The sequence below is a fragment of the Hydrophilobacter chitinilyticus genome, from assembly GCF_049860745.1.
GTDB lineage: Bacteria > Pseudomonadota > Gammaproteobacteria > Burkholderiales > Burkholderiaceae_C > Rhodoferax_B.
Window position 1 is genome coordinate 2,325,312 of sequence record NZ_CP187561.1, and the last position, 20,150, is coordinate 2,345,461.

Here is a 20,150-nt window from a genome sequence, read left to right on the forward strand (position 1 = left end):
ACCGGTTGCCTTTAGGCGATTTCCACCTCCAGCAAAAACGGCTCCGTTGCGGCCAGCGCGGCTTGCAACGCATCACGCAATTGCGTGGCATCGGTGACGCGTGCGCCCTGGCAACCATGGCCTTGGGCCAGTGCCACAAAGTCGATGTCACGCAGGTCGGTGCCCTGCAGCTTGTCGCCAGGCTTGAAACCAAACACGCTGGCAAACTCTTGCAGCGCAGCGTAGCGGCGGTTGTTCAAGATGATGTAGGTGATGGGCAGTTTTAACTGCGCCGCGCTCCACAGCGCCTGGATGGAATACATGCTGGAGCCGTCGCCAATCAGGCCAATCACTTTGGCGTTGGGCTTGGCCAGTGCCACACCCACGGCGGCAGGCATCGACCAGCCCAGGCCGCCGCTGCACATGGTGTAGAAGGTTTCGCTTTGCAGCATGGGCAGGTAGCCGTGCATCACCGGGCGCGCGGTGGGCGACTCTTCAACCACCACGCTGTCGGGCGCGCGCACTTCGGCCAATGTTTGCAGCACGTAGGCGCAGGACATGCGCTCGCCCGCAGGCGAAGGCAGCGCCACGGGGCGTGCGGCGCGAGGCGGCGGCAGCGCGCGCGAGCGTGGAGCGGGGCGCGCCAACAGGTCTTGCAGGCCCAGGCGGATGTTGCCGATAGCGGCGGTGCCCACGGGTGTCCACGCGGCCACCGAAGGGTCTTCAATCAACTGCGCCAAGGTGGCACCCGCAGGCAAATGTGGGCCCGCGCCTTCCACGTGGTAGGTGAAGGCGGGAGCGCCAATGGCAAACACAAAGTCGTGGCCGCCCAGCAGTTGCACAATCTTTTCGCGCATGGCGGGCAAGAAACCGGCGAACAAGCGGTGGTCTTCGGGGAAGCTGCAGCGGCCCGACATAGGGGCCACCCACACGCGGGCGTTGTGGCGTTCGGCCAGTTGCACCACCTCGTCCCAGGCTTGGCCACGGTCGATGGCGGCGCCCACCACGATGGCGGGGCGCTCGCTGGCGTCCAGTGCGTCGCCAATGTGCGCCAGCGTGACCGGGTCGGGGCGCACGGTGTGCGCCACTTCACGCGCGGCCAGGGGCTCGGTGAGGCGTTCCCAGTCGTCGGCCGGAATCGACACCAACACTGGCCCACGCGGCTCCTGCATGGCGATGTAGTAGGCGCGGGCGATCGCCAGCGGCACGTCTTCGGCGCGCGCCGGTTCGCAGCTCCACTTCACATACGGCTTGGGCAACTCGGTGGCTTGGCCGGAGAACAAAAACGGGTCGAACGGCAGGATGGCGCGCGCCTGTTGCCCGGCGGTGATCACCATGGGTGTGCGGTTCTTGTGCGCAGTGAAGATGTTGCCCATGGCGTGGCCCACACCGGCAGCCGAGTGCAGGTTTACAAAGCTGGCGTTGTGTGTGGCCTGGGCGTAGCCATCGGCCATGCCCACCACCACCGACTCTTGCAAGCCCAGCACGTATTGGAAGTCGTCCGGAAAGTCCAGAAACAGCGCCAGTTCGGTGGAGCCGGGGTTGCCGAAGATGGTGTGGATGCCAAAGCCGCGCAGCAGGTCGAGTACGGCTTCGCGCACGGTGACGCGCTTTGGGGAAGTTTGAGAAGTGGCAGCCGTTGCGTGTGCAGCAGCTGAGGGTGGCGCGATGTCCACTGGCATAGGGTTGTCTCCGGTCTTGGTCGAATGCCGCGATGTTCGGCGCCCGCTCTACATAAATCAATAAAATGAAGCGACTATCTCTCATGCATTCAATGCATTTCAGGATGCATCTCAAAGACATCGACCTCAACCTGCTGCGCCTGTTCGACGCGGTGTATCTGTGCCGCAGCGTCAGCCGGGCGGCCGAGCAGTTGGACTTGACCCAACCAGCGGCCAGCCAGGGCCTGACACGCCTGCGCACCTTGCTGGGCGACCCGCTGTTTGTGCGCGCCAGCGGCGGCGTGGCGCCCACGCCCAAGGCGCACCGGCTGGCCGATGCCGTGCGCAGCGCGCTCACGCTGCTGGAGCAGGCGCTGAACCCGGCGGACGAGTTTGACCCGCTAGCGTCGCGCCGAACGTTTCGCATCCACATGAGCGACATTGGCGAGGCGCGTTTTCTGCCCGACATCATGCGTGCGCTGGGCCGCCTGGCGCCCGGCGTGCGGGTGGAAACCCAGCCCGTGCCGCCGGCCGATTTGGTGCTGGCGCTGGACCAGGGGCGTATCGACCTGGCGTTTGGCTTTTTGCCCACGGTGCAAGACACGCGGCGTGTGCATTTGCTGAACGACCGTTACATCGTGCTGCTGCGGGCCAAACACCCGTTTGTGAAAGTGGCGCGGCAACTGCAGAAGCGCCCACCCGCTGAATTGCTGGCCGCGCTGCACACGCTGGACTTCGTGGCCGTGCGCAGCCACTCGGACACGCTGCGTATCCTGCAATTGCTGCAGTTGGAAGACCGGCTGCGCCTGACCACCGAGCACTTCATGGTGCTGCCAGCCATCGTGCTGGCCAGCGACCTGGCGGTGGTGATGCCGCGCAACATTGCGCTGGGCTTTGCCGAGCAGGGCTTTGCGATTGTGGAGCCGCCTTTTCCGCTGCGCGACTTCAGCGTGTCGCTGCACTGGAGCCCGCGCTTTGAGGCCGACCCTGGCAACCGCTGGTTGCGCGACACGCTGGTGGGCTTGTTTGCAGAGGGAAAACACTGACGGGCAGGGCTGGTGCGGGCCGATGGGCAGGCGCAGAATTCGCCAAAAGAGAGCGAGAGTGCGGGGAGGCTGATACCTGACAGGAGGCAGCCATGTGGCAACCGATTCTTTTGCGCGCGGTGCTGGTGTGCGAGGTGATGTTGTTGCCGCAGATGGCGCTGGCGCAAGAAGCTCCAGTGCCATCGTCTCCGCTCGGCAGCTACCCGGCAGTGATCGACTACGTGACCAACAACGCACCGTTTGTGGTGTTCGACATCGCGCCGCGCACGCTGGCCATGCGGGCCGGCGCCAAGACGTCGCGCGACGTCTCACTCACCTTTGTGGCCACCGATGCGCTCCACCATGTAGATGTGTTTCCCTACGTGGTGTCCACCAGCCGAGGACTGCTGTCAGCCCCTACGCGCATCACCTGTGGCTCAAAAATTGCGGGCCACCACCAGTGCGACATTCCCACGCGCGAAGCGCTGTTGCTGCTCAAGGGCGAAGCCGGGCAGTTTGGCCTGCGGATTGAAGCCGAAGGGGTGGAGGGCGACCGCAGTACGGTACGCATCACGCTACCGGTGAAAGCATCCACCGGCAAATCGCCGTTGCCAGCCGTTGAGTCGTCGCAGCGCCTGTCGTTTATGCGCGACTAAACTTTTGGGTCAACCCACAAACGTGTGGGTGCGATTGCGCCCGGCAGCTTTGGCTTGGTAGAGCATCTGGTCGGCTTGTTGTAGCAGGCTATCGGCACTCTCGTTCGCCGACGGCACGCGCACGGCCAAGCCTATGCTGACGGTCACCACACCGAGTGGTGAGGCGACGTGTGGCAGGGCCAGGCTGTGCAGCGCTTCACGCAGGGCGTCGGCCGCGCTGAAGGCGGCTTGTGCGTCGGTCACCTGCGTCAGCAGCACAAACTCTTCACCGCCGTAGCGGGCCACCACGTCGCCGGTGCGGCGGTAGTGGGCGGTCAGCAGGTTGGCGACGTCGCGCAGGCAATCGTCGCCGCTCAGGTGGCCGTAGTGGTCGTTGTAGCGTTTGAAGTAGTCCACATCCAGCATCACCAAAGCCAGTGTTTCGCCAGTGCGCGCGGTGCGCCCCCATTCGCGCGCAAAGGCTTCATCGAAGTAGCGGCGGTTGGCCACGCCGGTCAGGCCGTCGGTGGCGCTGAGCACGGCCAATTGGCGGTTGGAGTGTTCTAGCGCTTGGGTGCGCTCCAGCACCTTGGCTTCGAGTTCGCTCTCGTGGCGACGCAGTTGGCGCAGCAAGATGGAAAAGCCAATGCCAACAAAGCACAAGGTGACGATGAACTCCTGCGCCCACATGATGACCAGATGCCGTGATGCAGAGCCAAACGTCAGGTGCCCTGTGGTCAGCGCCCAGGCTGTGGCCAGGGAGATGAGGGCGGTGGCCAGCGTGGTCCAGCGCACATCCAGCCGCACGGCCATGTACAGCACCGAAGGCAGCAGCATCGTGGGTGTGAGGTAGCCCAGGCCGGTTTGGCACCAGGGACTGGCGAACACACCGATGGCCAGCGCTGCTGTGAAGGCCACCACAATGATATCCAGACGGGACCAGTGCGACAAAGCTAACGCGGAGTCCCGCGGCGCCGCAAACGTCAGCAACAGCGGTGTATAGATCAGCAGACCTAGCGCATCGCCAAACCACCACAGCCGGGCCAGGGTGAAGTAGGGCGTGCCGCCGGTGTCCAAGGTCTCCTGCAACACCACGCCCGCCACCAGTCCGGCCAGCAGAGCACCCGCCAGAGGGCCGGCGATGACGAAGTGACCGAAGTCCTGTACCCGATCCAGCCGGGCGGAGCAGCCCACGCGGCGCAGCAGGGCGTCGGCCACAAACACTTCCAGCAGGTTGACCAGGCACAGCAGCACTGCTGTCACCAGGGGAAAGATCTGCACGTTGCCGATGAATTCAGACAGAAAAGCCAGCAGGGCGAACAGCCAGGCACGCTGGCCCCGGTAATGCAGCAGGGCGGCCAGCAGCACGGCATTGGGCAGCCAGACAACCACCTCGTGCTCGGGGGTGACCGCCAGCAGGAAGGTGAGCTTGACGCTGGCAAAGTGCAGCAGCGGCATCAGCAGGAAAACGAGCCAATGGGGTTTGGGCGCGATGTCCGGCGAAGGGCTGAAGGTCTGCGGCGCGATACGGGTCTGGTCCACGGGAGGCGGTTGCTCCCAGGGCTCGCGCAGACCTTGTGGCGCGAACTCTGGGCGGCATTCATTTTTTTGCTAAGGCAACTAAGTCTATCGTTGCCCAGGGCGTTAACCCGTTTCAGGCTGCTACTTGCGGTTGTATTGACATTCGTCAAATCGGCCGCTTGAAGGCGCAGGATTTGGCATCTTCATATGTTGCATTGCAGCGGAAGGCCATCGGGCGAGATGCGCCAGAACTGCGTTTCCCCAAAAAAAAGATGGGGTACGTATGACTTGTTTGCCGCCGCAATGCCAGCCAATGCAAGCCTGGCACCGACTGGTATCTCTGTTACGAAGTCGCCTTGGTGACAGCTTTCAGCACGTTCTCGGCGGTCGCTGGCGCCGTTAATTGCACCACGGCGCCATCGGCGCGCGCCGCCGCCACGGCGTCTTTCAACGCCTCAAACACGCTGATGCCGAGCATGAACGGCGGCTCGCCCACGGCCTTGCTGCCAAACACGTTGTCTTCGCGGTTGGGTTCGGGCCAGAGGTCGACCTTCAGGTGTGCGGGCACGTCGCCCGTGGCGGGGATTTTGTAGGTGCTGGGGGCGTGGGTGCTGAGCACGCCCTTGTCGTTCCACACCAGTTGCTCGGTGGTCAGCCAGCCCATGCCCTGGATGAAGCCGCCCTCAATTTGGCCCACGTCGATGGCCGGGTTGATGGAGGTGCCGACGTCGTGAAGGATGTCTACCGCCAGCACGCGGCTCTCGCCGGTGAGGGTGTCGATAGCCACTTCGCTGCAGGCCGCGCCGTAGGCGAAGTAGTAGAACGGCCGGCCGGTAAGCGTGTGTTTGTCGTAGTGGATCTTGGGCGTGCGGTAGAAGCCGTCGCTCCACAACTGGATGCGATTGGCGTAGGCCTGCTGCACCACGTCGGCAAAGCTGCGCGTGGTGGTGGGCGAGATCACCTCGCCGCCCTTGAAGCGAATGGCCCCGGCGCCGCAACTGTCGAGCCCGCACACAAAGCTGGCCAGGTTGTCGCGCACGTTGCGCGCGGCGTATTGGGCGGCGCGGCCGTTCAGGTCGGTGCCGCTGGACGCTGCCGTGGCGGAGGCGTTGGGGATCTTGCTGGTGTCGCTGGCCGTGGCCTGCACGGTGTGGAAGGGCACGCCCAATTCATCGGCCACGATCTGCGCCACCTTGGTGTTCAGGCCCTGGCCCATCTCGGTGCCGCCGTGGTTCACCTGCACGCTGCCATCGGTGTAGACGTGCACCAGCGCACCGGCCTGGTTGAACAGCGTGGCGGTGAACGAGATGCCGAACTTCACCGGCGTGATGGCGATGCCTCGCTTGATGACCGGGTTGGTGGCGTTCCACGCAGCAATCGAGGTTCGGCGTTCTTGGTAGCGCGACGTTTTTTCGAGTTGCTCCAGCAGCGGATGCAGGATGTTGTCTTCCACCTTCATGCCGTAGTGGGTGACGTTGCGCGATGTTGGGGTGATGGGCGCATCGGTGCCGACCGGCGGCGCGGCGTCGTACAGGTTGCGGCGGCGCACGGCCAGCGGGTCTAGACCGAGTTGCCGTGCAATGTCGCCCAAGATGGTTTCGATGACGATGACGCCCTGCGGTCCGCCAAAGCCACGGAAAGCGGTGTGGCTCTGGGTGTTGGTTTTGCAGCGGTACGAGGCGATGTCCACGTCGGCCAGAAAGTAGGCGTTGTCGGCGTGGAAGACGGCGCGGTCTGCCACCGGGCCGCTGAGGTCGGCGCTGAAGCCGCAGTTCACCGCCATCTGCAACTGCAGGCCTTGCAGCAGGCCGGTGTCGTCAAAGCCTGCGGTGTATTGGTAGGCGAACGGGTGGCGCTTGCCGGTGATCATGAAGTCGTCGTCGCGGTCCAGGCGCAGCTTCACCGGGCAGCGCAGCTTGTGCGCCGCAATGGCCGACCACACTGCAAGATGGCCGGCCTGGGTTTCCTTGCCGCCAAAACCGCCGCCCATGCGCCGGCATTCCACACGCACCGCGCTGTTGGGCAGGCCCAAGGCGTGCGAGACCCAATGCTGCACTTCGCCCGGGTGCTGCGTGCTCGAATGGATGAGCCACTGGTTTTGCTCCAGCGGCAGGGCGTAGGCCACCTGGCCCTCCAGGTAGAAGTGTTCTTGGCCGCCGACTTCCAGCGTGCCCTTCAAAGTGTGCGGTGCACTGGCCAGGGCATGCGCCGCATTGCCGCGGCGCACAAATACCGGCGGCAGCACGTAGCTTTGCGCGGCCAGTGCTTCGTGCACGCTCAGCACGGCGGGCAGGGGTTCGATGTCGAGCTTGACTTTACGGGCCGCGCGGCGCGCTTCCATCATGCTGGCGGCGACCACCAGGCCGACCACCTGGCCGACGTGCTGTACGGTGTCCACCGCGAAGATCGGTTCGTCGTGGCCAAAGGCGGCGAGGATGGGGTCGCCGGGAATGTCCTTGGCCAGCAGCACGGCGCGCACACCGGGCATGCTACGCGCGGCGCTGTCATCCACACCGCGCAGCTTGCCGTGCGCCACGGTCGACAGGATGGGCGCGGCGTACAAGGTGCCGCGCACTTCGGGCAGGTCGTCGATGTAGGGCGCGGCGCCCACCACTTGGGCGCGCGCGCTTTCGTGGAAGCGCGACACACCCGCTGCGTTGCTGGCGGCGTCAGGCTGCAGTTTCACTTTGTCGGGCGCGTTCATACAGCCTCCAACGAGAGCGTCGAGATGGATTCGAGGTTGATGGCTTGCTGTCCTTGGCTCTCCAGCCAGAAGCGCCACAGCAGGTTGCCCAACACCTCGGTGCGGTAGGCGGCCGATGCACGCATGTCAGAGATCGGTTGGAACTCGGCGCGCAGCACCTGCATGGCGTGGCGAACGGTGGCTTCCGTCCAGGGCTGGCCCGTGAGCGCGGCCTCCAGTTGGCGCGCGCGCACCGGGGTGGCCGCCACACCGCCCGCACCAATCGAGGCGCTGGCCACCACGCCAGCCTCGATGCGCAGGCTCAGCGCCAGGCAAACGGCCGAAATATCGTCGTCAAAACGTTTGGAGATTTTGTAGATGCGCATCAGCTCGCCCGCGCTCGCCTGGGGCACGTCGATGAAGGCCAGCACTTCGTCTGCGGCCATCACGTTTTTACGGTAACCGGTGTACAGGTCTTCGAGCGGCAGGGCACGTTCGCCTCGGCTGCTGGCCAGGCGCACTTGTGCGCCCAGGGCTATCAGCAGCGGCATGCTGTCGCCAATGGGCGAGCCGTTGGCCACGTTGCCCCCCAGCGTGCCCGAGTTGCGCACCGGCAGGCCGGCGAAGCGGGCCGCAAAAGCTTTGAGTTGTGGGCGGTCAGCGGCCAGGGTGGTGAACGCGTCTTGCAGCGGCACGGCGGCGCCGATTTGGGTATGGGTGGCGCCGCTGGTGATGCGGCGTAGCTCTTGCACTTGGGTGACGTCGAGCACCTGCGCAAACTGCATGTGCATCTTGGTGACCCATAGGCCGACATCGGTACACCCGGCAACGATTTGCGCTTGTGGGTGGGCACTGCGGGCCTGGCACAGCTCGGCCAGGGTACGTGGCGACAGGTAGCTTGGGGCTTGGGTTAAATTGACCGCTGGCGCGCTCTGTGCTTGCGCAAGCTGCTCCAGTTGTTGTAGCAGTTTGGCTTCATCGACCTTGACCGGGGGCAGGGTGGCCATGTGCTGCGCCGCGTCCAGAATCGGCCGGTAGCCGGTGCAGCGGCACAGGTTACCCGACAGGTCTTGCTGCGCCAGCGCGCGGTCAATAGGCTGGCCTTTCGCCGTGTGGTTCTGGTACATGCCAAACAGGCTCATCACAAAACCCGGTGTGCAGAAGCCGCATTGCGAGCCGTGGCACTGCACCATGGCTTCTTGCGCGGGGTGCAGCGTGCCGTCAACGGCGGGCAAATCTTGTGCCGTCCAGACCGCCATGCCGTCCACCGAGTGCGCCAGGCGAATGCAGCTGTTGACCGCGCGGTAACGCAGCGCGCCGTATTCCACAGCGCCCAGCACCACGGTGCAGGCGCCGCAGTCGCCTTCGCCGCAGCCTTCCTTGGTGTCGGTGCAGTGCAGGTCTTCACGCAGCACTTCTAAGAGGGTGCGGGTGGGCGCTACAGTGTCGAGCTGGACGACCTGGCCTTGGCGGATGAATCGTAGGGGTTGTGTGGTCATGGGGTGGGGATCCTGGATGGCAAGCTCATGGGCCTGCTTCACTTCTGGTTATAGCTGTTTTGCAATCGATGAGACAGGGTACGCCGAACTCCCACACGACAATATCAACGCCAGCATATGAACAGCATGTCCAACGCAATATGAGAGACCAAGCGCTTTTCGACAAGATCGACCTCCATCTCATCAGGGTCATGCATACCGTGCTTACTGAACGCAGTGTTTCCCGCGCCGCCATCCGCCTGGGCATGACCCAGCCAGCGGTGAGCGCCACGTTGAAGCGGCTGCGTGATTTGTCGGGCGACCCTCTTTTGGTGCGCTCGGGCGCCGGGATGGTGCCTACACAGGTGGGAATGGGCATGGTTGAGCCGAGTGCCAGCATTCTTCGTGCCGCCGAGTCGCTGTTTGCCCAGGCGCGTGGCTTCACGCCCAAGGTGGCGAACAACACCTTTCGCGTGGCCGCCAGCGACTACCTCGACCCGCTGTTTCTGCCGCGCCTGGTGGCGCACATCAAGCTTGAAGCGCCGTTGGCGAGCATCGAGATCCATCCGCTGTCGCCCGAAGCACAGTACACCCAGCAACTGGCGCAGGGCCAGGTGGACGTGGTGGTGGGCAACTGGCAGCACACCCCGGCCGAGCTGCACATGGGCCGTTTGTTTGGCGACGAAGTGGTGTGCCTGGTGAGTGCCGAACACCCTGCAGTGCGCCGTGGCTGGGACGTGCGCGCCTGGCTGGATGCCGACCACATAGCGCCCACGCCCACACACCCCGGTGCGCGTGGCGTGATCGACGAGCACCTCGACAGCCTGGGCCTGCAACGCCGCATCACCGCGCGCAGCGCCTACTTTGGCCTGATTCCCGACATGGTGGCATCGAGCTTGCTGGTGTTGACCACCGGGCGCCAATATTGCGAACGCTATGTTGAACGCTTCGCTGAACGTGTTGGTGTTCGCTCTCCTGTCAAAATCTTGCCCTGTCCGATCGAGTTCCCCCGCATGATGTATTACCAGCTCTGGCATGAACGCACCCATGCCTCCCCGGCAACGGTGTGGCTACGCGAACAGATCAAGACCGTGGCGCTGGCCCTGCGCAAGCGCTGATTTAGCGCTGAAACACCGCCAGCTTCAGAGACAATCCGACCTTTGCTTACCTTGTCCCAGTCCATAACAATAAACCGCCACGCATGAGCACCCCCCGACTGCAACTCGCCCACATCACCAAACGATACCCCGCCGTGGTGGCCAACAGCGACGTCTCGCTCACCGTGATGCCCGGCGAAACCCATGCGGTGCTGGGCGAGAACGGCGCCGGCAAGTCCACGCTGATGAAGATCATCTACGGCTCGGTCAAACCCGACGAAGGCAGCGTGATCTTCAACGGCCAGCCGGTGCACATCCGCAACCCGCAAGAGGCGCGCGCGTTGGGCATCAGCATGGTGTTCCAGCACTTCAGCCTGTTCGACACCCTGACGGTGGCCGAGAACGTCTGGCTGGGGCTGGACAAAAGCCTGGCGCTGGCCGAGGTCACGCGCCGCATTTCCGAAAAGGCCAGCGAATACGGCCTGGACATCGACCCCTCGCGCCCGGTGCACACCTTGAGTGTGGGTGAGATGCAGCGTGTGGAAATCATCCGTGCGCTGCTCACCAACCCCAAGCTGCTGATCCTGGACGAGCCGACTTCGGTGCTCACGCCGCAGGCGGTTGAGAAGCTGTTTGTGGTGCTGAAGAAGCTGGCCTCCGAGGGCTGCAGCATTCTCTACATCAGCCACAAGCTGCACGAAATTCGCGAGCTGTGCACCGCCTGCACGGTGTTGCGCGGCGGCAAGGTCACGGGCGTGTGCAACCCCACGCAAGAAAGCAACGCCTCGCTCAGCCGCCTGATGATTGGCGCCGAGCCGCCCGCGCTGGAGCACCGTGCGGTGCAAACCGGCCCGGTGGTGCTGGAAGTGAAGAACCTCAAGCTGGCGCGTGAAGACCAATTCGGCGTGGACCTGGACGGCATCGCCATGCAGGTGCGTGCGGGCGAGGTGGTGGGGATTGCTGGCGTATCGGGCAATGGCCAGCGCGAGTTGCTGTACGCGCTGTCGGGCGAAGACACACGTGCCGAGCCGGGCATGGTGCAGATCTTCGGCCAGGCCGCCGGCCAGTTGGGCCCGGCGCACCGGCGCAAGCTGGGTGTGCATTTTGTGCCCGAAGAACGTTTGGGACGCGGCGCCGTGCCCACGCTGGGCCTGGCGCATAACCTCATGCTCACGCGCACCGACGCGGTGGGCGCGAGTGGCTGGGTCAAGGTGGGCGCGCTGCAAGAGCAGGCGCGCGGCATCATCGAGCGCTTCAAGGTCAAGGCTGGCGGGCCGAATGCAGCGGCCAAGTCGCTCTCGGGCGGCAACCTGCAAAAGTTTATTGTCGGCCGCGAGATCGACGCCAAGCCCAAGCTGTTGATCGTCTCGCAGCCCACCTGGGGCGTAGACGTGGGTGCGGCGGCGCAAATCCGTGGCGAAATTTTGGCGCTGCGCGATGCCGGCTGCGCCGTGTTGGTGGTGAGTGAGGAGTTGGACGAATTGTTTGAAATCTGCGACCGCCTGCATGTGATCGCCAAGGGCCACCTGTCGCCCTCGATCCCACGGGCCGAGGCTACGGTGGCCCAGATTGGGGAATGGATGAGCGGGCTGTGGAATACATCCACAACATCTGCCAAGCCAGCAGGCGCGGAGGTGCAACATGCTCAAGCTTGAACCGCGCCCCCAACCGTCCAAATTCTGGAGCTACGGCTCACCCTTGCTGGCGCTGCTGGTCACCGTGGTCATCGGGGTGCTGATGTTCTGGGCACTGGGCAAAGACCCGGTGCGCGGGCTGCAGGTGTTCTTCTGGGAGCCCATCAAAACGCCTTACGCCTTGGGCGAGTTGATGGTCAAGGCCACGCCGCTGTTGCTGATCGCCCTCGGTTTGGCCGTGTGCTTCCGCTCCAACGTGTGGAACATCGGCGCCGAGGGCCAATACATCATCGGCGCGGTGTTCGCCGGGGGGGTGGCGCTGATGGCCGACGCCAGCACCGGCGGCTGGTTTGTGGTGCCGGTGTTGCTGGCCGGTGTGCTGGGCGGCATGGTGTGGGCCGGCATTGTGGCGCTGCTGCGCGACCGCTTCAACGCCAACGAGATTCTGGTGAGCCTGATGCTGGTCTACGTGGCCGCCATGGTGCTGAGCTTTCTGGTGTTTGGCCCGTGGAAAGACCCAGCGGGCTACAACTTCCCGCAGACCAAGCAGTTTGCCGAAGCCACCAAGATTCCGCGCCTGATGGCCGGTTCGCGCATGAACATCGGTTTGATTCTGGCGTTGCTGGGTGTGGCCGGGCTGTGGGTATTTTTGTTCCGCACACGCGCCGGCTTTGCGCAGCAGGTGGGCGGGTTGGCACCGGCGGCGGCACGCTACGCGGGCTTCTCATCGCGCAAGGCTTTGTGGCTGGCGCTGCTGACTTCTGGCGGTGCGGCTGGCTTGGCCGGCGCGTTGGAAGTGGCCGGGCCGATTGGCCAGCTCACGCCGTACGTGCCAGCGGGCTATGGCTTTGCCGCCATCATCGTGGCCTATGTGGGGCGCTTGCACCCGGTGGGCATGGTGTTTTCGGCGGTGCTGATGAGCATGCTCTACATCGGTGGCGAGCTCGCGCAGTCGCGCCTGGGCCTGCCGAAATCGATTACCGGGGTCTTCCAGGGCCTGCTGTTGTTTACCTTGCTTGCGAGTGACACCTTGATCGCCTACAAACTTCGTTGGGTGGGCACCGTGCGCACCCCTGCAGCTGCCGTAGAAGGAGCCAAGTGATGGACTCCTACGCACTGCTTTTGGCCTCGACCCTCAACGCCGGCACGGTGCTGGCGATTGCCGCGTTGGGCCTGTTGATCAACGAGAAGGCCGGCATCCTGAACCTGGGCGCTGAGGGCATGATGCTCTGCGCCGCGATTGCCGGTTTTGCCACGGTGGTCAACACCGGCAGCGACTGGCTGGGCTTTGCCGCCGGTGCGAGCGCTGGCGCTTTGCTGGCCGCCGTTTTCGGCCTGCTGGTGATCTGGCTCAACACCAACCAGGTGGCCACCGGTTTGGCGCTGAGTTTGTTTGGTGCCGGATTCTCGGCCTTCATGGGTATTCGCTACGTGCAGGCCAAGCTGCCGGAGCGCGCGCAATTCCACATTCCGGTGCTGGGCGACATTCCGTTCATTGGCCCGGCGCTGTTCCGCCAGCACCCCATGGTCTACATCACCATGCTGGGCGTGGCGGCGCTGATCTGGTTCCTGTACCGCTCGCGTGCCGGGCTGGTGCTGCGCTCGGTGGGCGAGTCGCCCGAGTCGGCGCATGCGCTGGGCTACCCCGTGCGGCGCATCCGTTTTGCGGCGGTGGTGGCTGGCGGCGCCCTGTGCGGCTTGGCGGGCGCCTATCTGTCGCTGGTCTACACACCGCTGTGGGTTGAGGGCATGGTGGCCGGCAAGGGCTGGATCGCCTTGGCGCTCACCACCTTTGCCACCTGGCGCCCGGCACGGGTATTGCTGGGGGCTTATCTGTTCGGCGGCGTGACGATGCTGCAGTTCCACCTGCAAGGTGTGGGCGTGCAAATCCCGAGTGAATTCTTGAGCATGCTGCCGTATGTTTCGACCGTGGTGGTGCTGGCGCTGATCTCGCGTAACCCCACGTGGATTCGCATCAACATGCCGGCCTCGCTCGGGAAACCGTTCTATCCGGGTTCATAATCTTTCGTTACACCTCGGCCAGCCGAGGTTCCCCTGACCGTATTTTTGTTTTTTTGACCCAGCCTGAAAGTGACTTGAAATGACCGACAACCAAAAACGTTCCATGCTGAAGCTGGCCGCGCTGTCTGCGCTGACGGTGGCCACCCTGGCCGCCTGCGGCAAGAAGGAAGAGCCCGCTCCAGCACCTGCGCCCGCACCCGCTGCCGCAGCCCCCGCACCCAAGCCAGAACCGCTGAAGATCGCCTTCGCGTATGTTGGCCCCGTGGGCGACGGTGGATGGTCGTTTGCACACGACAACGCACGCAAGGCGTTGGAAAAGGAATTCGGCGACAAGATCGTCACCAGCTTCGTCGAAAGCGTGCCCGAATCGGCTGACGCCGAGCGCGTGCTGCGCGACATGGCCGGTCAAGGCAACAAGCTGATCTTCGGCACCACCTTCGGCTACATGGAGTCGATGCTCAAGGTCGCCGCCGACAACAAGGAAGTCAAGTTTGAGCATGCCACCGGCTATAAAACCGCCGACAACCTGCGCACCTACGACAGCCGCACCTACGAAGGCGCGTACATGGCTGGCGTGATCGCCGGTGCCATGACCAAGACCAACACGCTGGGCGTGGTGGGCTCGGTGCCAATTCCTGAAGTGATCCGCAACATCAACAGCTTCACGCTGGGCGCTCAAAGCGTCAACCCCAAGATCAAGACCAAGGTGGTGTGGGTGAACGAATGGTTCAGCCCACCGAAGGAAACCGAAGCTGCGACCTCGCTGATCAACGGTGGCGCTGACGTGTTGTTCCAAAACACCGACTCCCCAGCCGTGCTGAAGACGGCACAGGAAAAGGGCAAGCGCGCCTTCGGTTGGGATTCGGACATGACCGCCTACGGCCCCAAGGCGCACTTGGCTTCCTCCATCATCAACTGGACGCCTTACTACATCAAGGCCACCAACGACGTGCTGGAAGGCAAGTGGGCTACCGGTCAAAGCTGGTGGGGCGTGAAGGAAGGCGCGATCGACATCGTCTCCATCGCCGAAGACGTGCCAGCCGAAACCAAGGCCAAGGTTGAAGAAGTGAAGAAGGGCCTGACCGACGGCAGCTTCTCCATCTGGAAGGGCCCGCTGCTGGACAACACCGGCAAGGAAGTCCTGGCCAAGGACACCGTGGCCGACGACAAGTTCCTCGGCGGCGTGAACTTCTACGTCAAGGGCGTGGAAGGTAAAGTGCCCGGTAGCGACAAGAAGTAAGCCTGCGGCTTGCGAGGAGGGCCGCCTATGGGCGGCCCTTTTTTATTGTTGAATTTGAGAGAACGTTGAATGTTTGAAGCCAGCCAGTGGCACCCCGTTGCCCAGCCAGCCGATGTAGCCGCCCAACCCGTGCCCGTGCAACTGCTGGGCCAAGACCTGGTGTTGTGGCGCGATGCAGAAGGCGCCGTGCAAGCCTTTGCCGACCAGTGCCCGCACCGTGGCGCGCGGCTGTCGCTCGGCCAGGTGCGCGACGGCCAACTGGAGTGCCCGTACCACGGTTGGCGTTTTGCGGGCAATGGCCAATGCACCATGGTGCCTGCGCTGCCCAGTTTTAAACCGCCCGCCAGCAACTGCGCCAAGCGCTTTGCCGTGCGCGAAGCGCATGGCTTGTTGTGGGTGCGGTTGAATGCCACCGAAGGCGCTGAGGTCGAATTGCCCGCCTTCCTGGCCGAAGCCGATGCCCGCCTGCGCAAGCTCAACTGCGGCCCTTACGACGTTGCCGCCAGCGCCCCGCGCATCATCGAGAATTTTCTGGATCTGTCGCACTTCGGCTTTGTGCACGAAGGCTGGCTCGGCTCGCGCGATGCCACCAGCGTAGACGATTACCAGGTCGAATCCAAGCCCACGGGTCTGCGCGCGACCGGCTGCAAGGCCTGGCAACCACAGTCGAATTTGCACTCCACCGCGCCCGCGCAAGTGGAGTACACCTACGAAGTCACCGCGCCGTACAGCGCCGTGCTGACCAAGGTGCCCGAAGGCGGCACCGCGCCCGATGGCTGGCGTGAGGCCATCGGCCTGTTCATCTGCCCGCTCACGCCGGAGACCAGCCGGGTCTGGTTTCGCTTGGCCATGGCCGACTTTGAATCGAGCGACGAGAAGCTGCAGGCGTTTCAGCACACCATCTTCACGCAAGACCAGCCGGTGCTGGAGTCGCAACGCCCCAAATGCCTGCCACTCGACCTACGCGCCGAGTTGCACACCGCCGCCGACAAGGCATCATCCGCTTACCGCCGCTTTCTGAAGAACAGCGGCATCACCTTTGGAGTTTGCTGATGTACTCAGTCCCCACCATCTCTGCAGATCGTTTGCCCGAGCTGCTGCGCCGCATGCCCAAGGCCGAGCTGCACATGCACATCGAAGGCTCGCTCGAGCCCGAGCTGATTTTTGCACTGGGCCAGCGCAACAACATCAGCCTGCCGTACGCCAGCGTGGAAGACCTGCGCAAGGCCTACGCCTTCACCAACCTGCAAAGCTTTCTGGACATCTACTACGCCGGCGCCAGCGTGTTGATCCACGAGCAAGACTTCTACGACATGGCCTGGGCCTACCTGCGCAAGGCCGCGGCCGAGAACGTGTTGCGCACCGAGATGTTCTTTGACCCGCAAACCCACACCGCGCGCGGCGTGAGCATGGAGACGGTCATCAAAGGCCTGCACCGTGCGTGTGTGGATGCTCAATCGCAACTTGGCGTGAGCGCGGCGCTGATCCTGTGTTTCTTGCGCCACCTGAGCGAAGAAGAAGCCTTTGAAACACTGGAGCAGGCGCTGCCGTTCCGCGACTACTTCATCGGCGTGGGGCTCGATTCGAGCGAGCTTGGTCACCCACCCGAAAAGTTTGCCAAGGTGTTTGAACGCTGCGGCAACCTGGGCCTGCACCTGGTCGCGCATGCGGGCGAAGAAGGCCCTCCTGCCTATGTGTGGAGCGCGCTCGATGTGCTGAAGGTCGAGCGCATCGACCACGGTGTGCAGTCCAGCAAAGACCCTGCGCTGATGCAACGTCTGGCCAAAGACCGCATTGCGCTGACCGTGTGCCCGCTGTCAAACCTCAAGCTGTGTGTGTTTTCCAACCTGGGCGACCACAACCTCGGCGCGCTGCTCGACGCGGGTTTGATGGCCACCGTCAACTCCGACGACCCGGCGTATTTCGGCGGCTACATGAACGCCAACTTCGTGCAGACGTTTTCGGCCACGGGCTTGAATGCCCAACACGCCTACGCACTCGCGCGCAACAGCTTCGAAGCCAGCTTTATTGACGACGCGGCCAAGCGTGCGTTTGTGGATCGGGTGGATGCCGTGTTTGAAAGCGTGGCGTCAGGCGTTTAACGTCAGTCCACGGTTGTGCCGTTGAACGGGCCGAGGTAATCGGCCTTGCCAATCGGCACGCCCTGCTGGCGCAAGATGCCATGGGCGGTGGCGACGTGGAAGTAGAAGTTGGGCAGCACAAAGGTCAGCAGGTATTCGTCGCCGCTGAAATCAGCCTGCACTTTGCCGAACTTGAGTGACACCGGTTTGTGCTCGGCGCCATCCAGCGCAGCGGCTTCTACGCTGTCAAAAAATGCAATGGTTTTGGCGATGCGCTCTTGCAGTTGCGCCAAAGTGGTCTCGTTGTCTTCAAAACGCGGTGCGGCCACACTGGTCAGGCGGCCGATGGCATTTTTCGAGGTGTCGCTGGCGCGCTGGATCTGGCCGGCCAGGCTCAGCATGTTGGGCGCCAGGCGGGCGTCGACCAAAAGCTGAGGGTCGGTGTTGTTCTGCGTGGCAAAGGCTTGCGCCGTGTCGAGGTAGTGGGCCAGAACATTCAAGCCCCGCTTGAACAAGGGCAGGGTGAGGCGCTGCATGGAGACAGACATTTGTTTTTCCTAGGCTGGTGGGCGGGTCAGAATATCGACCCGGCGCCCACCGCCTGATGAGCACTGGCGAAGACCTCGCGCCCGTTGTGGGCGAGCGCAAGGCGCCATGCACAGCGCATCAGAGTTGGCCTCAAAGCTGGCTCATCCCACCGTCGACGATGATTTCCGTGCCAACGATGAAAGCCGACTCGGCTGCGCTCAGGTGCAACACGGTGCTGGCGATTTCTTCCGAGGTGCCAAAGCGGCCCAGCGGAATTTGACCCAGGATGTGCGCCGCCGTGGCGTCCAGCGTGGCAGCGTCCATGCCCAGTTTGCCGTACAGGGGCGTTTGCACCGGGCCGGGGCTCACCACGTTCACACGGATGCCGCGTGGCAGCAACTCGGCCGACAGGTTCTTCGCCAGGGAAATCAGCGCGGCCTTGCTGGCGGCGTAAACCGAGGCGCTGGGCATGCCGATGCGGGCGTTGATCGAGCCGTTGAGCACGATGGAGGCGCCCTTGTTCAGAAGAGGCAACAGCGCTTGCAGTTGGAAGTAGGCACCCTTGACGTTGGTGTTGAACGTGTCGTCCCACAGGGCTTCGGTCACTTCGCCAAAGGCGGCGAACTTGGCGGCACCGGCGTTGACGAACACGGCGTCGAGCGTCACGTTGGCGGCGGTCAAGGTTTGGGCCAAAGCTTCGGCTGCACCGGGTGCGCCTGCGTCGTTGCGCACGGCGAAAGCCTTTGCGCCCAGGCTGGTCACAGCGCGGTCAAGCGCTACCGAATCGCGGCCGGTGATCACCACGCGGGCACCTTCATTGGCGAATGCCTGAGCGGCTGCCAGGCCGATGCCGCTGCTGCCGCCGGTGACGAGAACGGTCTTGTTTTGGAAACGTGTAGCTTGTGTCATTTGAAACTCCTTCGAATCCGGCGAATTGCCGTGAGACGAATATTCGCGCCATTCAGCTGCTTTGCCGTACCATTTCATCGATGCACTCGTGCGAAAGAATCGAACATGTTGAGCGCCGATGAATTGGCGATGATGGAAGCCATTGCCCAAACCGGCAGCCTGTCGCGTGCAGCAGCGCGCCTGGGCAAGGCGCCGTCCACCATTTCCCACGCGGCGCGGCAGTTGGAATCGCGTTTTGATGCCTTGTTGTTCGACCGGCGCCGCTACCGTTTGCAGCTCACGCCTGCGGGCCAATTGCTGGCGCAGGGCTCGGCGCAAGTGGCGCAAGACGTGGCGCGCCTCACGCGGCGCGTGAAGCAGGTGGCCGGCGGCTGGGAAGACCGGCTGTGGATCGTCACCGATGAGTTGCTCGAATTTGCCACGCTGGTGCCGGTGATCGACGCGTTTGACCAGCTGCAGTCGGGCGTGTCGCTGCGCATCACCCACGAAGTACTGGGCGGCACCTGGGAGGCGCTGCGCGATGGCCGTGCCGACCTGGTGGTGGGCGCCACCAACGAGCCGCCGGCCATGGACAAGCTGCATTGGGCCGAACTCGGCGCACTCGACTGGGTGTTTGCCGTAGCACCGCGCCACCCGTTGGCAGCCGCCACGGAGCCGCTGACCAGCGAGCAAATCCTGGCGCACCGCGCCGTGGTGGTGGCCGATTCGGCCCGCCGCACCGACGTGGGCGCTGCGCGCGGCTACGGACTGAAAACCGGCCAGGCGGTGCTGGCCGTGCCCAGCATGCGCGCCAAAATCGCGGCCCAATGTGCGGGCCTGGGTGTGGGCTGGTTGCCGCGTGAACGCGTGGCGGGCTTGCTGGCAAAAGGGGCGCTGGTGGCCAAACCCACGGCCGACCAACGCGAGCCCAACACGCTCTACGTCGCTTGGCGCGGCGACCAAGGCGGCCGCGCGCTGAATTGGTGGCTTGACCAGCTCAAGCAGCCGCGCTTGGCGCAGCGTTTAGTGCAAGGGGTGGAGATGGTGTTGTAGAGATGGCGTTGAGAGCTGTCAGTGGTCTCCACTGTTGCTCCTGCAACTTGTTCAGCGCTTCTGTGGATAAGTTTGAGGGTAACTACGGGGGTTCTTAAAAATGATAGCGACCATCGCCTTCACGGCAAGGCCAGAATCGTTTCAAGAACAAACTGCCTGTTTCTCAGGCAGTGGGTTGTTACCTTGCTTCAACACCTTGTACCTGCTACTTTTTACGGGAGCCCGAAGCCCTTCTCAGGTCGGCCTTTAGGCTGGTTTCTGCGCTTTTAGTGCGTTCAATGGCCTACCGCAGCATCACACTGAGTTGGTCCACCACTTCTGCCCAATCTGCATCGGCCTGAATTTGCTCGCGTAAAAACTGCGCCTGGGCAGGCGTCCAAAACTTGGCGTCGGCCATCAGCAGGCCGTCGGGAAGCGGGCGGTGCTCGGCCACAAATTTGGCGATGTCAGCGGGCTCGCTGGGCAGACCCAGTTGCTGGAAAAGATTCGTCATGTTGGAGGTTGACAGATCCATTGCGTGGTTCCTTTCAGGGCTGGGTAGAGATGCTGGGAGAGGTCAGCACTGCTTTTTGAATGGCCGATTTTTTTGAAAAATGCTTCTGTTCGGCGCTTGTCTGCACTGTCA

Annotated in this window: 17 protein-coding genes; 10 read left to right on the top strand and 7 right to left on the bottom strand. The window is 63.6% G+C overall.

The annotated features are described in order from the left end of the window. Positions 1 to 11 precede the first annotated feature (11 nt). Complete coding sequence (gene mdlC / locus ACPWMG_RS10410; protein WP_483305226.1) at positions 12 to 1,649, bottom strand: benzoylformate decarboxylase; 1,638 nt, start codon at positions 1,647 to 1,649, stop codon at positions 12 to 14. A gap of 116 nt (positions 1,650 to 1,765) precedes the next feature. Here mdlC and ACPWMG_RS10415 point away from each other — a divergent pair, with 116 nt between their 5' ends. Beyond that, positions 1,766 to 2,686 carry a LysR family transcriptional regulator gene (locus ACPWMG_RS10415; protein WP_483304567.1) on the top strand — a complete coding sequence of 307 codons (921 nt, stop codon included), beginning with the start codon at positions 1,766 to 1,768 and terminating at the stop codon, positions 2,684 to 2,686. A 92-nt stretch (positions 2,687 to 2,778) separates the two neighbouring features. Beyond that, a complete protein-coding gene (locus tag ACPWMG_RS10420; RefSeq protein WP_483304568.1) occupies positions 2,779 to 3,321 on the top strand; it encodes a hypothetical protein in 543 nt (180 codons plus the stop codon). Between the two features lie 9 nt (positions 3,322 to 3,330). Here ACPWMG_RS10420 and ACPWMG_RS10425 read toward each other — a convergent pair whose 3' ends face one another. The 3 genes from ACPWMG_RS10425 to xdhA all read right to left on the bottom strand — a co-directional run bounded on the left by ACPWMG_RS10425 (position 3,331) and on the right by xdhA (position 9,003). After that, positions 3,331 to 4,842, bottom strand: coding sequence for a sensor domain-containing diguanylate cyclase (locus ACPWMG_RS10425; protein WP_483304569.1), 1,512 nt, complete (start codon positions 4,840 to 4,842; stop codon positions 3,331 to 3,333). Positions 4,843 to 5,164: 322 nt separating this feature from the next. Next, positions 5,165 to 7,525 carry a xanthine dehydrogenase molybdopterin binding subunit gene (gene xdhB, locus ACPWMG_RS10430; protein ID WP_483304570.1) on the bottom strand — a complete coding sequence of 787 codons (2,361 nt, stop codon included), beginning with the start codon at positions 7,523 to 7,525 and terminating at the stop codon, positions 5,165 to 5,167. After that, complete coding sequence (xdhA, locus tag ACPWMG_RS10435) at positions 7,522 to 9,003, bottom strand: xanthine dehydrogenase small subunit (RefSeq protein WP_483304571.1); 1,482 nt, start codon at positions 9,001 to 9,003, stop codon at positions 7,522 to 7,524. Before xdhA ends, xdhB begins: the two co-directional genes overlap by 4 nt. Before the next feature lie 140 nt (positions 9,004 to 9,143). Here xdhA and ACPWMG_RS10440 point away from each other — a divergent pair, with 140 nt between their 5' ends. The 7 genes from ACPWMG_RS10440 to ACPWMG_RS10470 all read left to right on the top strand — a co-directional run bounded on the left by ACPWMG_RS10440 (position 9,144) and on the right by ACPWMG_RS10470 (position 17,077). After that, complete coding sequence (locus ACPWMG_RS10440) at positions 9,144 to 10,100, top strand: LysR family transcriptional regulator (protein ID WP_483304572.1); 957 nt, start codon at positions 9,144 to 9,146, stop codon at positions 10,098 to 10,100. 83 nt (positions 10,101 to 10,183) lie between these two features. Then, complete coding sequence (locus ACPWMG_RS10445; RefSeq protein WP_483304573.1) at positions 10,184 to 11,734, top strand: ABC transporter ATP-binding protein; 1,551 nt, start codon at positions 10,184 to 10,186, stop codon at positions 11,732 to 11,734. After that, on the top strand, positions 11,721 to 12,815 hold the full coding sequence (locus ACPWMG_RS10450) for an ABC transporter permease (protein WP_483304574.1): 1,095 nt from the start codon (positions 11,721 to 11,723) through the stop codon (positions 12,813 to 12,815). Before ACPWMG_RS10445 ends, ACPWMG_RS10450 begins: the two co-directional genes overlap by 14 nt. Continuing rightward, on the top strand, positions 12,815 to 13,735 hold the full coding sequence (locus ACPWMG_RS10455; protein WP_483304575.1) for an ABC transporter permease: 921 nt from the start codon (positions 12,815 to 12,817) through the stop codon (positions 13,733 to 13,735). Before ACPWMG_RS10450 ends, ACPWMG_RS10455 begins: the two co-directional genes overlap by 1 nt. A gap of 79 nt (positions 13,736 to 13,814) precedes the next feature. Further along, positions 13,815 to 14,975, top strand: a complete 1,161-nt coding sequence (locus tag ACPWMG_RS10460) for a BMP family ABC transporter substrate-binding protein (protein WP_483304576.1) — start codon at positions 13,815 to 13,817, stop codon at positions 14,973 to 14,975. A gap of 69 nt (positions 14,976 to 15,044) precedes the next feature. Next, entirely contained in the window at positions 15,045 to 16,028 is a 984-nt protein-coding gene (locus tag ACPWMG_RS10465; protein WP_483304577.1) for an aromatic ring-hydroxylating dioxygenase subunit alpha, read from the top strand. Then, positions 16,028 to 17,077, top strand: a complete 1,050-nt coding sequence (locus ACPWMG_RS10470; RefSeq protein WP_483304578.1) for an adenosine deaminase — start codon at positions 16,028 to 16,030, stop codon at positions 17,075 to 17,077. Before ACPWMG_RS10465 ends, ACPWMG_RS10470 begins: the two co-directional genes overlap by 1 nt. 2 nt (positions 17,078 to 17,079) lie before the next feature. Here the strand turns inward: ACPWMG_RS10470 and ACPWMG_RS10475 are convergent, their stop codons facing one another. Next, positions 17,080 to 17,604, bottom strand: a complete 525-nt coding sequence (locus ACPWMG_RS10475) for a DUF1993 domain-containing protein (RefSeq protein WP_483304579.1) — start codon at positions 17,602 to 17,604, stop codon at positions 17,080 to 17,082. A 130-nt stretch (positions 17,605 to 17,734) separates the two neighbouring features. After that, positions 17,735 to 18,493, bottom strand: coding sequence for an SDR family oxidoreductase (locus tag ACPWMG_RS10480; protein WP_483304580.1), 759 nt, complete (start codon positions 18,491 to 18,493; stop codon positions 17,735 to 17,737). A gap of 105 nt (positions 18,494 to 18,598) precedes the next feature. On the opposite strand from ACPWMG_RS10480, the gene ACPWMG_RS10485 reads away from it, so the two are divergent. Then, positions 18,599 to 19,525, top strand: a complete 927-nt coding sequence (locus ACPWMG_RS10485) for a LysR family transcriptional regulator (RefSeq protein WP_483304581.1) — start codon at positions 18,599 to 18,601, stop codon at positions 19,523 to 19,525. A gap of 283 nt (positions 19,526 to 19,808) precedes the next feature. Here ACPWMG_RS10485 and ACPWMG_RS10490 read toward each other — a convergent pair whose 3' ends face one another. Next, positions 19,809 to 20,039 (bottom strand): DUF2789 domain-containing protein, encoded by a 231-nt coding sequence (locus ACPWMG_RS10490; protein WP_483304582.1) that lies wholly within the window; start codon positions 20,037 to 20,039, stop codon positions 19,809 to 19,811. Positions 20,040 to 20,150: the final 111 nt, after the last annotated feature.